Source organism: Jiella sonneratiae, assembly GCF_017353515.1.
GTDB lineage: Bacteria > Pseudomonadota > Alphaproteobacteria > Rhizobiales > Rhizobiaceae > Jiella > Jiella sonneratiae.
This window is the reverse complement of sequence record NZ_JAFMPY010000018.1, coordinates 69,514-83,961: the sequence shown is the minus strand read 5'-3', so window position 1 is coordinate 83,961 and position 14,448 is coordinate 69,514. Positions and strand designations below refer to the sequence as shown.

Here is a 14,448-nt window from a genome sequence, read left to right as displayed (position 1 = left end):
CGACGAACCTTCGACGCGATCTCGCAAAGGCCCCTTCCATGTCACCGACCAACGCTTTCAGGATCGCGACCATTCCCGGCGACGGGATCGGCAAGGAGGTGGTGCCCGAAGGCATGCGCGTCCTCGAGGCGGTCGGCCGGCGTTTCGACATCTCGTTCCAGTTCGACGAGGTCGACTGGAGCTGCGAGACCTTCAAGAAGACCGGCCGGATGATGCCGGAGGACGGGCTGGAGCGCTTCAGGACGCATGACGCGGTCTTCCTCGGTGCCGTCGGCTGGCCGGACGTGCCGGACCACGTCTCGCTCTGGGGCCTGCTCATCCCGATCCGCCGCGCCTTCCACCAATATGTGAACCTGCGCCCCGTCCGGCTGCTCAAGGGCACGACCAGCCCGCTCGCCGGCCGCGGGCCGGAGGACATCGACTTCTACGTCGTGCGCGAGAACGTCGAGGGCGAATATTCCGAGGCCGGCGGGCGGCTCTATCGCGGCACCGAGGACGAGATCGCCATCCAGGAGGCGATCTTCACCCGGCGCGGCGTCGACCGGATCCTGCGCTACGCCTTCGACCTCGCCCGGACCCGGCCGAAGAAGCACGTCACCTCGGCGACCAAGTCGAACGGCATCGTCCACACGATGCCGTTCTGGGACGAGCGCTTCAAGGCGGTGAAGGCCGACTATCCGGAAATCCGGGCGGACCAGTATCACATCGACATCCTGACGGCGCATTTCGTCCAGCATCCCGACTGGTTCGACGTCGTCGTCGGATCGAACCTCTTCGGCGACATCCTGTCGGATCTCGGCCCCGCCGTCGCCGGCTCGATCGGCATCGCCCCTTCGGCGAACATCAATCCGGAGCGCGACTTCCCCTCGATGTTCGAGCCGGTGCACGGCTCGGCCCCTGACATCGCCGGCAAGGGCATCGCCAATCCGATCGGCCAGATCTGGTCGGCGGCGATGATGCTCGACCATCTCGGCCACCCGCAGGCCGCTCAGGCGGTGATCGCGGCGATCGAGACGGTGATCGCCGACGCCGCCTCGCGCACCAGGGACATGGGCGGCAAGGCCAACACCGCCGAATGCGGCGCAGCGATCGCGAGCGTCGTCGCCGCCGGCTGACGCCGGCCTCCCCGCCCCTCGCCCGGAGTGACCCGACCCGGACGGCCGATCCGACCGGGCGGCCCCGGAGGTCCGGCGGCCGGCGGCGGCTTCCGGAACGCCCGCCGCGCCCCATATCGAGAGGATGCCGGGGTCTTCGCGGCGGTCCGCGGAGGCCAGGCGCGGTGCAGCGAGAAAGGTCGCCGATGAGGCCGCACGCCGTCACGCTCCTCGAAGTCGCGCCGCGCGACGGCTTCCAGTCGATCGCCGAGCCGCTACCCACCGAGGAGAAGATCGCCATCGTCGAGATGCTGATCGCCGCGGGCGTCGAGCGGATGGAGCTCGGCTCCTTCGTCAGCCCGCGGGCCGTGCCGCAGATGGCCGACATGGCCGAAATCGCCGCCCGCTTCAGAGACCAGGAGACCTGCCGGCTGTCGGTTCTGGTGCCCAACGCCAAGGGCGCGCTCCTCGCCTTTCAGGCGGGCTACCGCGATCTCGTCTTCGTCGTCTCGGTCTCCGAGGCCCACAACCGCAACAACGTGCGCCAGTCGGTCGCCGAATCGCTCGAACAGCTGCGCGCCATAGTCGCCGAGGCCGGCGATGCCGGGAAGCGGCTCCGCGTCGACCTGTCGACCTCCTTCGACTGCCCGTTCACGGGGACGGTGCCGCTCGACGACGTCCGGCGGCTGTTTGAACGGGCGGCGTCGATCGCCCCGCGGGCCGAGTTCGCGCTCTGCGACACCACCGGCCGCGCCGACCCCACGACCGTCGCCAAACGCTTCGAGAAGGTGATGGCCGAGGCGCCGCCGGAGATGGTCTGGGCATTCCACGGCCACGACACCTTCGGCATGGGCGTCGCCAACGCTCTGTTCGCCCACGCCGCCGGCGCCACGATCATCGAGGGCGCGGCGGCCGGGCTCGGCGGCTGTCCCTTCGCCCCGGGCGCGACCGGCAACACCGCGACCGAAGACCTGCATTTCGCCTTCGAGGAGGGCGGCATCGCCACCGGCATCGACCGCGAAAGGCTGCTCGCCGCCGCCGACCGCATCGCGGCGCTCCCCGGGGCGCGGACGGCGAGCCATCTGCGCGAGGTTCCGCGCCGGCGCGCGCTTTCCGGCTGAACACCGGGCAGCACCACCGCACGCCGGGAACGGCCGCATCCACCGGCCCACCGCGCCGGCGCCGACCGTTCAGACCTGCACCGCGTGACCGGGCGCGACCGTCCGCCACCGGCGCCGCACCGGCGGATCGCCCATAGCCCGCAGCGGGGGTTGCGGATCGGCGTCGTCGAATATCCGGCGAAGCCCCCTATGCGCCGGGTCGGGAACCGGGACGGCGGCGAGCAGGCGCCGCGTATAGGCGTGCTGCGGGTTCTCGAAGATCGCCGCGCGCGGACCGATCTCGACAATCTCGCCGCGATACATCACCGCGACCCGGTGGCTGATCCGCTCGACGACGGCCATGTCGTGGGAAATGAACAGAAAGGCGAGGCCGAGATCGCGCTGCAGGTCGAGCATCAGATTGACGATCTGCGCCTTGATCGAGGCGTCGAGGGCGGAGACCGCCTCGTCGGCGATGATCAGCTTCGGCGCCAGGCCGAGGGCGCGGGCGATGCAAATGCGCTGGCGCTGGCCGCCGGAAAATTCGTGCGGCCAGCGGTCCGCCATCGCCGCCTCCAGCCCGACCTCTGCCAAGAGCTCCGCGACCCTTTCCGGCACGGTCCGGCGCGAGGCGACGCCGTGGACGAGCATCGGCTCGGCGATCGCCGCGCCGATGCGCATGCGCGGGTCGAGGCTGGCGAAGGGATCCTGGAAGATCATCTGGACGTCGCGCCTGAGAAAGCCGAGGTCCGATTTCGGCAGGGCGAGGACGTCCCGCCCCGCGAACTCCACCGCGCCCGAATGCGCGCGGACGAGACGCAGGATCGCGCGCCCCGTCGAAGACTTGCCGCAGCCCGATTCGCCGACGAGCGCCAGGGTCTCGCCGGGACGAATGTCGAAGGAGACGTCCTCGACGGCGTGAACGCGGGCGGTGCTCCGGCCGAAGAAGCCCGACGAACTGTCGAAGCGGACGGTGAGACCGCGGACCTTCAGGAGCGGCGGCGCGCCGGCATCGGGCAAGCCCGTGCCGTCGGGGGTGGCCGCCGGCCCGCCGTTCACGTCTTCCTCGGCCACCGCCTCGCCGCCTGCGGCGCCGGCGAGCGGAAACCGCGCCGGACGCCTGATCCCGCGCATCGACCCAAGCCTCGGCACGGCGGAGAGCAGCATCCGCGTATGGGCCTCCCGGGGAGCCGCGAAGAGCCGCGCCGTCTCGGCGCTCTCGACGATTGCCCCCGCCGACATCACGGCGGTGCGATCGGCAAGTTCGGCGACGACGCCCATGTCGTGGGTGATGAACAGGACGGCGAGGTCTTCCTCCTCCTGCAGCCGCCTGATCAGCGCGAGGATCTCGGCCTGGATCGTGACGTCGAGCGCCGTGGTCGGCTCGTCGGCGATCAGCAGCTTCGGCCGGCAGGCGAGCGCCATCGCGATCATCACCCGCTGCCGCATGCCGCCGGAGAGCTGGTGCGGATATTCGCCGAAACGGCGGTCCGCCGCCGGGATGCGCACCTTGTCGAAGAGATGCAGCGTCTCGGCCTTCGCCTGCGCGAAGCGCATGCGGCGATGCTGGCGCAGCACCTCGGAAATCTGGTCGCCGACGGTCAGCGACGGATTGAGGCTGGTCATCGGCTCCTGGAAGATCATCGCCAGCGCGTTGCCGCGCATCGCCCGCATGCCGGCTTCCGGCAGCGCCACGAGATCGCGGCCGTGAAGCAGCACGCGCCCCGTCGTGCGGGTGGCGCCGCGGGGCAAGAGGCGCATCATCGCAAGGGCCGTGACGCTCTTGCCCGAGCCCGACTCGCCGACCAGCGCCAGCGTCTCGCGCCGCCCGATCGCGAAGGAGACGCCGGCGACGACGCTTCGCCACGCGCCGCGGGCGGAGAAGGCGACGGAAAGATCCTCGACCCTGACGACCGGCTCGTTCACCGCCGCCGTCTGCGGGGCGCGGGTCAAAGCAGCGGCAGCACGGCGCCGAGGCCGTGCCGTTCGGCGGCCGCGAGGACGCGGCTGGCCAGGGCGATGTCGAAGAGATTGAGGCCGAAGCTCGAAAAATAGACCGAGGCGCCCGGTTCGGGACGCCACCCGTCGACGACGAGACCGGCAAGGTCGGCGTCGACACGGCCCGGCGCGAACCGCCCGGCGCGGTACATCCGGAAGAGGCTCTTGGCGCTCGTTTCGGCGAAATCGCCCCAGAGGTCGACGACCACCCGATCCGAGGCCTCGATCGCCGCGAAGGCGACCTCGTGATAGCCGATCTGCACGATCAGCCGGCCGGGCGCCACCGCTTCGGCGCCGAGCAGCGGCTCGGGGGCGTTGGTGCAGCAGAGCACAACCTCCGCCCCCTCCAGCGCCCCGGCGATGGTGTCGGCCGCCGCCGGGATCGGCTTCCCTTCGGAAGCGGCGAAGTCCCGGACGAGCGCGTCGCGTCTCGCCGCCGTGCGGTTCCAGACGGAAATTCTCGCCAGCGAGGGATGAAGCGCCCGCAGCATCGAAACATGGGCGCGCGCCTGCTCGCCTGCCCCCAGCACCGCGACGCTGCGGATCGCGTCGGTCGGCAGCATCGCCATGGCGATCGCGGTGACGGCGGCGGTGCGCATGCGCGTCAGAAGCGCGCTCTCGACGAGGCCGATCGGCCGGCCGTCCGAGAGGCGGCTGACGAGGGTCGTGCTGACGACGCTCGGCAGGTCCGCGATCGGCGCCGAGCGGTGCATCGCCCATTTCAGGCCGACCGCGTCGAAGCGGCCGCCGAGCCGCGCCGGCAGGCCATAGGCGTTGTCGCGCGGATCGGCGCCGAGCGGCATGACGGTTTCGGCGACCATCGCCGCCTCTCCGAACTGCAACAGGCGCGTCGCGTCGCATACGTCGTCGAGGGCGAGGCGGAAATCCCCGCCGCCGGCGGAAAGGACGTCGGAACGCGAAAGGTGGCGGAGCGCGATCATCGACCCTCCTCCGCGCCGCGGCCCATGGCATCGAGCCAGAGGGCGAGCGACTTCAGGAAGCGCGGATAGCCTTCGAGGGTCAGGAATTCGTCGATCCCGTGGGCATTGCCGCCGCGGCCCGCCCCACCGATCAGGAAGGAGGGGGTATGGCGCGCGAAGGCGTAGGCCGGGGCCGCGCCGATCGCCCAGGGCCAGAGCTGCGGCGCCGCGGCGGTCTCGCCGTAGGCGCCAAGGAGCGCCCCGACCCCGGCGGCCTGGCGCGGGAAGCGATGGCCGGGATAGCTGTCGGCAAGGGTGACGGAGACACCGCCCAGCTCCTCGACTGCGAGCAGCCGGCGGTAGGCCGCGACGAACGCCGCCGGATCGAGCCCGGGCGGACAGCGCAGGTCGAAGCCCGCCTCCGCCGCCGAGGGAATGACGGCGTCGCCGCCCGAGGGCTCGGTGGCGAGGCAGGAGATCGTCGCCGAGGCCGTCGTCAGCACCGCTGTCAGAAGCGCCGCCGCGTCGCCGTCGAGGGCATAGCGCGCGGTGTTTCGGAAGCGCAGCTCGGCGGCCGGGTCGAACCCTGCGGCGAGATCCTCGACGATCCGCCGCGCCTCGTCGTCGAGGGCGATCCCGCCGAGGCGGCCGGTCGGCGCATTGCCGAAACGCGCCAGCGCCTCGACGAGCCGGCCGGCGGGATTGGCGATCCAGGGGGCGTTGCTCGAATGGATCGCCGCCGACGGCCCGCCCCACGCCCCGCCTTCGACGCGGATCTTGCCCTTGGCGATGCCGGAAAAGCCGAGATAGAGGCGCGGCGGGCCGCCGCCATATTCGCAGAAGGACGGAAACAGCCCGCCGGCGGCCGGCCGGACCGGGCAGTCCTCGTCGAGGAGATAGTCGCGGAGGGCGCCGCTGCCGCTCTCCTCCTCGCCCTCCAGCAGGATCTCGACATTGACCGCAAGCGCGCCCCTTGCGGCGAGCGCCGCGACGACCTGCAGCATGCCGGCGAGCGGCCCCTTGTTGTTCTCGGCGCCGCGCGCGACGAAGCACGGCCCGACATCTTCCAGCGCGACGATGCCGCCCTCGAAGGGCGGCACCTGCCAGCCGGCGGCATCGGCGGGCATGACGTCGTACATGTTGTAGAGGATGACGGTCCGGGATGCGCCAACGTCGAGCCGGGCATGGACGACCGGCGGCCGGTCGCGGCTCGATTGCGCCGAAACGATCTCGGCGCCGAGCTCCTGCCGCAGAAAGGAGCACAGCGCCCCGGCCTGGCGCGCCAGCGCGGCGGCGTCGCCGCGCACCGAAGGGATGGCGCACCACGCCTGCGTCAGATCGAGCGCCCGCCCTGCCAGATCGCCGAAATCCGCCGTCACAACCTCACCCTCGGATTGAGGAAGACATGGGCGACGTCGACGAGGAAGTTCGTCACCACGAAGACGAAGGCGGCGAAAAGCACCACCGCCTGCACGACCGGGAAGTCCTTGGTCTGAATCGAATCGACGGCGAGCCGTCCGATCCCCGGCCAGGCGAAGATGATCTCGGTGATCAGCGCGCCGCCGAGCAGCGAGGCGAAATACATGCCCTGCACCGTAATCACCGGAATCAGCGCGTTGCGCATGGCATGGTGGACGACGATCCGCCACTCGCTCGTGCCCTTCGCCCGCGCGGTGCGGATGTAGTTCTCGCCGAGCACCTCAATCAGGCTCGCCCGCACCAGCCGGGTGATGGCGCTGAAATAATAGGCGCCGAGGGCGAGCGACGGCATCACGAGCTGCGCGGGGGTGCCGATGCCGCCGCTCGGCAGCCAGCGCAGCTTCAGCGAGAAGACGATGATCAGGAGGAGCCCCAGCCAGAAGACCGGGACCGCCTGGCCGAGGAGCGAGATCACCCGGATGGCGAAGTCGATCGCACCGTTCTTGCGGACCGCGGCGAGCGTGCCGAGGACGAAGCCGAGCAGCGAACTCCACAAAAGCGCCGTGACGGCGAGGAGCGCCGTCGCCGGCAGCCGTTCGAACAAAAGGTCGAAGGCCGGACGCTGGAAGCGGAGCGAGCGGCCAAAATCGCCGGAAGCGACGCCGCCGACGAAGCGCAGGTACTGAACGAGGATCGGATCGTCGTAGCCCATGGCGTGGCGGAAGGCCTCGATCTCGGCCCGGTTCGCATCGGGCGGCATCATCACCGCGGCGGGATCGCCGGTCAGGAACAGGGCGAAGAACACGATCAGCGAGACGCCGGCCATCACGATCACCCCCTGCACGGCCCGGCCGGCGACGAAGCGAAGGCTCTTCACCGCCGCTACGCGGCCTTGGCGTCGGCGCGGCGGACCAGCCAGTCGCCGAAGAGATTGCAGCCGACGACGAGGGCGCCGATCGTCAGCCCGGGATAGAGCACCAGCCAGTTCGCCAGGAGGATAAAGGCGCGGCCCTCGCCGATCAGGTTGCCGAGCGTCGGCGTCGGCGGCTGCACGCCGAGCCCCAGGAAGCCGACCGAGGCCTCGAGGATGACGAGGCGCGGCAGATCGAGCGTCAGGAGCACGGTCTGCGGCCCGAAAATGTTCGGTAGGACGTGGCGGAAGATTATTCCGGCGTCCGAGACGCCGATCGCCCGGCAGGCCTCGACATATTCCAGTTCGCGGATCTCGAGCGTGCGGGCGCGCGCCACCCGGGCGAAGATCGCCCAGCCGGTGACGCCGAGGACGAGGACGAGATTCGAAATCGACGGACCGACCACGGCGACGACGAGAAGGATGAGGAGGATGAAGGGGATCGCCAGCTGGATATCGACGGCGCGCATGACGACGGCGTCGACCCAGCCGCCGAAATAACCGGCGATCATGCCGAGCGAGGTTCCGAGCACCACGGAGATCAGCGAGGCGAGGACGACGATGCCGAGGGAGATGGCGGTTCCAAGGCCCAGCCGCGCGAGAAGGTCGCGCCCGAGCTGGTCGGTCCCGAGCGGATGCAGGCCGCCCTCCACCACGGCCATCGGCGGCCGGAAGGTCGCCGCCAGGACCCCGCGCAGCGGATCCGGCGGCCACAGCAGCGGCACGAGGACGGCGAGCGCGGCGACACAGGCGAGAAGTGCCATGGCGAGGACGGCATCGGCGTTCTCCCGTGCGGCGAGGAGCCGGGTCATCATTGCGCCGGCATCATCTATTCGGCATCGGCGCGCCTGATCTCGTAGACCGGGATGCGCGCATCGGGCCGGCCGACGAACTCGACGTCCTTGGCTTTGCCGTAGAGGGCGTCTTCCTGGTAGAGCGTCAGCAGCGGAACCGTCTCGGCCGCGACCTTCTGGATCTTTTCCAGGACGCTCCTGCGCCGTTCCGGGTCGACGATGCTGCGGCTCTCGTCGAGCAGCGCGTCGAGTTCCGGCACGTTGGCGGCCGAATAGGGCTCGCCGCTCTTCATGATCGCATAGACCGCCGCGTCGGCATCGAGCGTCTGGGTCGAGCCCCAGCCCAGCATGAAGATCGGCCCGGTGTGCGGGACCTGCTGGGTGTAGACCGACCAGTCGAGGACTTCGAGATCGACCTTGACGCCGACGTCGCCGAACTGCTGGGCGATCGCCTGCGCCACCTCGCCGTCCTTCATGTAGCGGTGGGTCGACTGCATCTTGACGGTGAAGCCGTCCGGATGGCCGGCCTCCTTCAGGAGCGCCCGCGCCTTCTCCGGGTCGTAGGGCGTCGGGGGGATGTCGACATAGCCGAAGTCGGCCGGTCCGACCTGGGTGCCCTTGGGCGTCGCCATGCCGCGCAGGATGTTGTCCACGATGCCCTTGCGGTCGATCGCCGCGTCGAGCGCCTGCCGCACCTTCAGCTCGTCGAGCGGGGCGTCCTTCATCACGAGGCCGAGATAGACCGTCAGGCCGCCGTTCCTGACGCTGACGAGATCGGCGTCGGGGCTCTGTTCGACCATCGGGGCGAGGTCGACCGGCACGTTCTCGACGATGTCGGCCTCGCCGGTGAGCAGCGCCGTGATGCGGGCGGTGCCGTCGGGAATCGCCCGCCAGGTCACCCGATCGATCGCGGGCCTGCCGCGCCAGTAGTCCGGATTCGCCTGCAAGATGACGTGCCGGTCGGGGACGAACTCGACGAATGCGTAGGGACCGGTGCCGACCGGCTTTGCCGCGAAGACGTCGTTGCCGACCTCCTGCACGTAGCGCGGCGGCACGATGTAGGTCGGGTAGCGGCTCATGCGCGTCGGCAGCAGCGGATCGGGCCCGCTGGTCTTCACGCGGACCGTGTAGGGAGTTACAACCTCTACGCTGGCAATCGTCCGGATGTAGGAGAGAGTCGGCGAATTCGCCTTGGGGTCGAGGATGCGATCGATGGTGAACTTGACTGCGTTTGCGTCGAAGACCTCGCCGTCGTGGAACTTCACGTCCTTGCGCAGATCGAATTCCCACGTCGTGTCGTCCAGCGGACGCCACGCCACCGCGAGCCCCGGAACCAGCTTCATGTCGGCGTCGCGCATCACCAGCGTGTCGAAGACGTTGTCGACGATCGTCGCGGCCTCGCGCAGGAACCCCGGATCCATCGCCGTGGTGGAGACCGACCGGGCGATGGTGATCGCACTCTCCTTCGCGCTCGCCGGAAACAGCGGCAGAAGCAACAGGGCAAGACTCAGAGCAACGCGCTGGAACGATCTCATGACGGGTGCTTCCCCTTGATCGGCGGCCCCGGCCGGCGACTACCGGCCGGATCGAACTGCCATACAATCATACACTGTAGTTCTTCGCGCAAGCATTGCGCGGACCGGCGTAACCGACAAGAAAGAGGCAGATCGGGTGGACGACGATGCACCGACGGGATTGGGAGCGCTCTCCGTGGCGCCCCGCAAGAGCCTGGTGAGCCATGTCGAAGAGGCCCTGCAACAGGCCCTGATCGAAGGCCGGCTGAAGCCCGGCACCCGCCTCGTCACCCGCGAACTCGCCGACAATCTGGGCATGAGCATCACGCCGGTGCGCGAAGCGCTGGTGCGCTTCGTCGCCTCGGGGGTGCTGACGGCCGAACCGTCGCAATCCTTTCGCGTGCCGAACCTGACCGGGGAGCAGTATTCGGAGATCTGCGAGGTGCGCAAAGCCGTCGAGGGGTTGGCGGCGTCGAAGGCCGCGGAACGCATCTCGCCGGCCGCGATCGCGCAGATGGAGAGCCTGCTCGGCCAGTATCTCGCCGAGAAGTCCGCCGACGATCATCATCTCGCGCTGCGGCTCAACAAGGAATTCCGCTTCGTGCTCTATCAGGCTGCCGACATGCCGACGCTCGAGCGGGTGATCGAGCTGCTCTGGCTGAAGGCCGGCCCTGGTTTCAACTACCTGTACGACGGCGACCGCCGCACAATCACTGAACACACGAATTACGACGATTTGTTGAAGGCGCTGCGCCAGCGGCAACCGCATGCCGCGCGTCAGGCGATCGAGCATGCGATCGACGACGGCGCGCGGCGCGTGCTCGATGCCATCGCCAGGCGCCGGACGCCACCCTCGGCCCCGCGGGGCGCTGCCAGACGGCGTGACATGAACTGAATTGCCGGTCCGCACCGGCGGGCGCTGCCGGGGTCAGACCGCGGCGATCGCCGCCATCACGTCGTCCTCGACCACGATGCCCTCGGAAGCCGCCCTGCGCCGCGCCTCGAGGCCCCGCCGGCCCGGAAGACGGGTGGCGGCTTCGCCGGCGATCTCTCCGGCAAGGTCGGTCAGGCGCCGCACCGCGCCGGCCCCGCCGAGCGCGGCGGGATCCATGACGATCAGGAACTGCCCGAGCCCCGGAGGATCGCCCTTGTCGTCGAACAGGGAAGAGGCTTCGTAAGCGTAGTTCGCCCCGGTGAGGCCGGCCGCCAGCATTTCCACCATCAGCGCCAGCGCCGCGCCCTTGGCGTCGCCCATCGGCACCATGGTGCCGGCGAGCGCCGCCTCCGGATCGGTGGTCGGGCGGCCTTCCCGGTCGAGCGCCCAGCCCTCCGGGATCGCCGCGCCCTTCTGCCGGGCGGCCATCACCTTGCCGCGCGCGACCTTCGACAGCGAGAGGTCGATCACCAGCGGGTCGGCAGCGTCGAGCGGCGCGGCGAAGGCGATCGGGTTGGTGCCGAAGAGCGGCTTCGTGCCGCCCCAGGCCGCCATCGCCCCGGGGGCGTTGGCGACCATCAGCGCGACGAGGCCCTTTTCGGCGAAGCGCTCCACGGTGAGGCCGAGGACGCCGGCATGGTGGGAACGGCGGATCGCCGCTGCGGCGATGCCGGTCTCGGCGACGATGGCGGGTAGTTCCTCGACCACGCGGTCGAAGGCGGGATAGGCGAAGCCGTTTGCCGCGTCGACGGCGAGCACCGCCGGCCGCACGCGATCGAGCTCCGGCGCGGCGAAGCCGTCGACCTTGCCGACCCTCGCCTGGGCGGAATAGGCTTCGACGCGCCTGAGGCCGTGGCCGCCCTGCCCCGAGGCCTCTGCCGCGACCAACGCCCGGGCGACGGACGCCGCCTGTGCCTCGCCGGTGCGGGCCCGCTGCATGGCGGCAGCGACGAGGCGTTCCGCCTCGGCGATCGAAAGCGTCGTGGTCACGACAGATTCTCCAGATGCTTCAGAACGTTTTCGGCGGTCACGCGGCTCACGCGGACGTTCGATTCGTCGGTGACGCCGGCAATGTGCGGGGTGAGGACGAGATTGGCGATCCCCGCGAACTTCGCACCCGCCTCGGCGGTCAGCGGCTCGGTCTCGAAGACGTCGAGCGCCGCGCCGCCCAGCCGGCCGGCCTTCAGCGCCTCGGCGAGCGCGGCCTCGTCGACCACCCCGCCGCGCGCCGTGTTGATCAGGATCGCGCCCTGCTTCATGCCGTCGATGGCCGCGGCGTCGATCATGTGGCGCGTCTTCGGCGTCAGAGGCACGTGCAGGCTGACGACGTCCGAGCGTTCGAGGAGAGCGGCGAGATCGAGCCTCTCGCAGTCGTTCCACGCCGCGTCGTCCTGCGGTAGGAACGGGTCGAAGGCGGCGATCGAGAAGCCGAAGACGCGGGCACGCCGTGCCGCCTGACGGGCGATGGCGCCGTAGCCGACGAGGCCGAGGCGCTTGTCCATGGCCTCGCGCCCGATCAGCCGCTGCCGCGGCCAGCCGCCGCCCGCCACCTCGGAGGAGGCGTCATAGGCGCCCCGCAGCAGCGACAGGGCGGCCGTCACCACGTATTCGGCCACCGCGACGTCGTTGGCGCCGGTCGCCGGATAGACCGCGACGTCGCGCGCCCGGCAGGCCTCGAGATCGATGTTGTCGAGCCCGACGCCGAGCCGGCCGACGCAGGCGAGCATCGGCGCGGCTTCGACGAGAGCCGCCGTGACCTTGGTCCGGTTGCGCACGACGAGCGCCCGCGCCTTGGCGGCTGCGGCGGCGAGATCCTGCGGCCGGTCGACGAGGTCGGGATCGTAGAGCGTGTCGTGACGGGCGCTGATCATGCCGACCGCCGCCTCGTCCATGAATTCGGAAATGACGACCTCGGGCATGAGGGGCTCCTGTCGAGTTTGCGGTCGGGGCGATGGCGGGGCGCTCGTCGGGCGTTCGCTGGAACGCCCCGCTCCCAGGCCCCGCGCCTGTTCACGCCCCGAAGAGGCGCTGCCGAGGCCGGCTGACGGCGTACTGCGGAAAGGCCGGCGCCCGATCGCCCGGACGCCGACCCGTCTTTCCGATCAGGCGCTGCGGTAGAGCTTGGTCATGACGAATTCGCGGTGGCCGAGCGCCTCGGCCGCCGTGTGCCGGCCGTTGGCGGTGCGCATGATCATCTCGATCAACGCGTCGCCGGCCTGGTCGATGGTCATGTCGCGCCGCAGGATGCCGGTGACGTCGACGTCGATGTGCTCCGACATGGTGCGCAGCGTCCGCGGATTGGCGGAGATTTTCACCACCGGGACGATCGGATTGCCGATGACGTTGCCCTGGCCGGTCGGGAAGGTGTGGATGACGTAGCCCGCCGCCCCCATCAGGGTCACGCATTCCGCCGCGGCGGAGGAGGTGTCCATGAAATAGAGGCCCTTGCCCTTCTGCGGCGCCTCGGCCGGCTCGAGGATGTCGATGAACTTGCACTCGCGGCCGATCTTCTCGAGATTGCCGAGCGCCTTTTCCTCGATCGTCGTCAGGCCGCCCTCGATGTTGCCCTTGGTCGGCTGGCTCTCCGACAGGTCGTTCGTCGCATGGGCGAAGATGACGTCGTCCTGATAGGACTTCCACATCTTGTACCAGCGCTCGCCGACCTCCTCGTCGACCGCCCGCTTCTGGCAGATGTGCTCGGCGCCGGTGATCTCGGAGGTCTCGCCGAAGACGCCGTAGATGCCCTCGGGGATCAGCTTGTCGTACATGTTGCCGACGGTCGGGCAGGAGCCGAGGCCGGTGGTGGTGTCGCTCTCGCCGCACTTGGTGGAGATCCACAGCTCGGAGACGTCGCACTCGACCTTCTGCACTTCGGTCGCCCACTGCACGAACTGCTGGGCCTTGCGCGACACGTCCATGATCGTCTTGAGGTCGCCGTTCTGCTCGATCGAGAAGGCGGCCACCGGCTTGCCGGTCTCGGCGATGCCGTCGGCGATCTTCTGCGTCCAGCCGGGCTCGATGCCGACGACGATGCAGGCCGCGACGTTCGGATTGGCGCCGGTGCCGATCATCGTGCGGAAATGCAGGTCGAGGTCGGCGCCGAACTGCAGCCGGCCATAGGCGTGCGGCAGCGCGAGGGTGCCCTTGATGTTGTTGGCGACGGCTTCGCAGCAGGCGTTGGAGATGTCGTCCACGGGCAGGATGACGACGTGGTTGCGCACGCCCACCCGGCCGTTCTCGCGGCGGTAGCCCATGAATTTGCGTTTGGTGTCGATCGGCATGGCGGTTTCCTGAAAGAGCGTGTTGGTCTCGGGCGTTCGAAAGGTCGGCGCGCGGCTCGTCGCGGCGCCGGCCGGCCGGTCACCAGCGGTTGGTCTTCAGATTGTGGACGTGCACGTGGCGGCCCTTCTTCACCTCGGCCTTGAAGCGGCCGATGTCCTCGCCGTACTTCACCGCGACGTCGCCGCTCGCGATATCCTTCAGCGCCACCTTGTGGCCGATCGGCACGTCGTCGTCGCAGGTCATGCGGAAGGAGGAGTTGTCCTCGGTGACGACGCACAGCATGTCGGTGCCCGCCTTGAGGTTTTCGACGACGACGACGCCGACGTTGTCCTTGTGGTCGTGGACGAGGAGCTGCGGATGCTCAGTCATGCGGGGTTCTCCCTTCGCTTTGCGGCCCGGAGGCCGGGAGGCGGCCCCGTCTCCCGCGAGAGGCGAACTCTTCCACGGGATGCAACGGAAACGCCTTGCCCGAACTCTGATGTC

The 14,448-nt window shown here is 69.7% G+C and carries 13 protein-coding genes; 3 read left to right on the top strand and 10 right to left on the bottom strand.

What is annotated here, in order from left to right:
• Nucleotides 1–38: 38 nt before the first annotated feature.
• Both J1C47_RS16255 and J1C47_RS16250 read left to right on the top strand, forming a co-directional pair.
• A complete protein-coding gene (locus J1C47_RS16255; RefSeq protein ID WP_207351834.1) occupies nt 39–1,115 on the top strand; it encodes a tartrate dehydrogenase in 1,077 nt (358 codons plus the stop codon).
• 185 nt (nt 1,116–1,300) lie between these two features.
• A complete protein-coding gene (locus J1C47_RS16250) occupies nt 1,301–2,215 on the top strand; it encodes a hydroxymethylglutaryl-CoA lyase (protein ID WP_207351833.1) in 915 nt (304 codons plus the stop codon).
• A 69-nt stretch (nt 2,216–2,284) separates the two neighbouring features.
• On the opposite strand, the gene J1C47_RS16245 is transcribed toward J1C47_RS16250, so the two are convergent.
• From J1C47_RS16245 to J1C47_RS16220, 6 genes are read right to left on the bottom strand one after another with little or no spacing between them, the layout of a single operon-like run.
• Complete coding sequence (locus tag J1C47_RS16245; protein WP_207351832.1) at nt 2,285–4,120, bottom strand: dipeptide ABC transporter ATP-binding protein; 1,836 nt, start codon at nt 4,118–4,120, stop codon at nt 2,285–2,287.
• A 23-nt stretch (nt 4,121–4,143) separates the two neighbouring features.
• A complete protein-coding gene (locus tag J1C47_RS16240) occupies nt 4,144–5,133 on the bottom strand; it encodes an ornithine cyclodeaminase family protein (RefSeq protein ID WP_207351831.1) in 990 nt (329 codons plus the stop codon).
• A complete protein-coding gene (locus J1C47_RS16235) occupies nt 5,130–6,491 on the bottom strand; it encodes a M20/M25/M40 family metallo-hydrolase (RefSeq protein WP_207351830.1) in 1,362 nt (453 codons plus the stop codon). Before J1C47_RS16235 ends, J1C47_RS16240 begins: the two co-directional genes overlap by 4 nt.
• Nucleotides 6,488–7,408 carry an ABC transporter permease subunit gene (locus J1C47_RS16230; RefSeq protein ID WP_207351829.1) on the bottom strand — a complete coding sequence of 307 codons (921 nt, stop codon included), beginning with the start codon at nt 7,406–7,408 and terminating at the stop codon, nt 6,488–6,490. Before J1C47_RS16230 ends, J1C47_RS16235 begins: the two co-directional genes overlap by 4 nt.
• Nucleotides 7,409–7,413: 5 nt before the next feature.
• A complete protein-coding gene (locus J1C47_RS16225; RefSeq protein WP_245396609.1) occupies nt 7,414–8,256 on the bottom strand; it encodes an ABC transporter permease in 843 nt (280 codons plus the stop codon).
• Nucleotides 8,257–8,270: 14 nt separating this feature from the next.
• Entirely contained in the window at nt 8,271–9,770 is a 1,500-nt protein-coding gene (locus J1C47_RS16220) for an ABC transporter substrate-binding protein (protein WP_207351828.1), read from the bottom strand.
• A gap of 136 nt (nt 9,771–9,906) precedes the next feature.
• On the opposite strand from J1C47_RS16220, the gene J1C47_RS16215 reads away from it, so the two are divergent.
• On the top strand, nt 9,907–10,644 hold the full coding sequence (locus J1C47_RS16215; protein ID WP_207351827.1) for an FCD domain-containing protein: 738 nt from the start codon (nt 9,907–9,909) through the stop codon (nt 10,642–10,644).
• Nucleotides 10,645–10,677: 33 nt separating this feature from the next.
• Here J1C47_RS16215 and J1C47_RS16210 read toward each other — a convergent pair whose 3' ends face one another.
• From J1C47_RS16210 to J1C47_RS16195, 4 genes are all read right to left on the bottom strand, one after another.
• Complete coding sequence (locus J1C47_RS16210) at nt 10,678–11,673, bottom strand: Ldh family oxidoreductase (RefSeq protein ID WP_207351826.1); 996 nt, start codon at nt 11,671–11,673, stop codon at nt 10,678–10,680.
• Nucleotides 11,670–12,602, bottom strand: coding sequence for an NAD(P)-dependent oxidoreductase (locus J1C47_RS16205; RefSeq protein ID WP_207351825.1), 933 nt, complete (start codon nt 12,600–12,602; stop codon nt 11,670–11,672). The genes J1C47_RS16210 and J1C47_RS16205 overlap by 4 nt, the downstream gene beginning before the upstream one ends.
• Nucleotides 12,603–12,785: 183 nt before the next feature.
• Nucleotides 12,786–13,964 carry a UxaA family hydrolase gene (locus tag J1C47_RS16200; protein WP_210382340.1) on the bottom strand — a complete coding sequence of 393 codons (1,179 nt, stop codon included), beginning with the start codon at nt 13,962–13,964 and terminating at the stop codon, nt 12,786–12,788.
• A 79-nt stretch (nt 13,965–14,043) separates the two neighbouring features.
• Nucleotides 14,044–14,334, bottom strand: a complete 291-nt coding sequence (locus J1C47_RS16195; protein ID WP_207351824.1) for a UxaA family hydrolase — start codon at nt 14,332–14,334, stop codon at nt 14,044–14,046.
• Nucleotides 14,335–14,448: the final 114 nt, after the last annotated feature.

What these genes read in the sequence shown, in the direction of transcription:
- J1C47_RS16205 (WP_207351825.1), bottom strand. Translation starts at nt 12,602, where the DNA reads ATGCCCGAGGTCGTCATTTCCGAATTCATGGACGAGGCGGCGGTCGGC.
- J1C47_RS16255 (WP_207351834.1), top strand. Translation starts at nt 39, where the DNA reads ATGTCACCGACCAACGCTTTCAGGATCGCGACCATTCCCGGCGACGGG.
- J1C47_RS16220 (WP_207351828.1), bottom strand. Translation starts at nt 9,770, where the DNA reads ATGAGATCGTTCCAGCGCGTTGCTCTGAGTCTTGCCCTGTTGCTTCTG.
- J1C47_RS16195 (WP_207351824.1), bottom strand. Translation starts at nt 14,334, where the DNA reads ATGACTGAGCATCCGCAGCTCCTCGTCCACGACCACAAGGACAACGTC.
- J1C47_RS16200 (WP_210382340.1), bottom strand. Translation starts at nt 13,964, where the DNA reads ATGCCGATCGACACCAAACGCAAATTCATGGGCTACCGCCGCGAGAAC.
- J1C47_RS16225 (WP_245396609.1), bottom strand. Translation starts at nt 8,256, where the DNA reads ATGATGACCCGGCTCCTCGCCGCACGGGAGAACGCCGATGCCGTCCTC.
- J1C47_RS16240 (WP_207351831.1), bottom strand. Translation starts at nt 5,133, where the DNA reads ATGATCGCGCTCCGCCACCTTTCGCGTTCCGACGTCCTTTCCGCCGGC.
- J1C47_RS16250 (WP_207351833.1), top strand. Translation starts at nt 1,301, where the DNA reads ATGAGGCCGCACGCCGTCACGCTCCTCGAAGTCGCGCCGCGCGACGGC.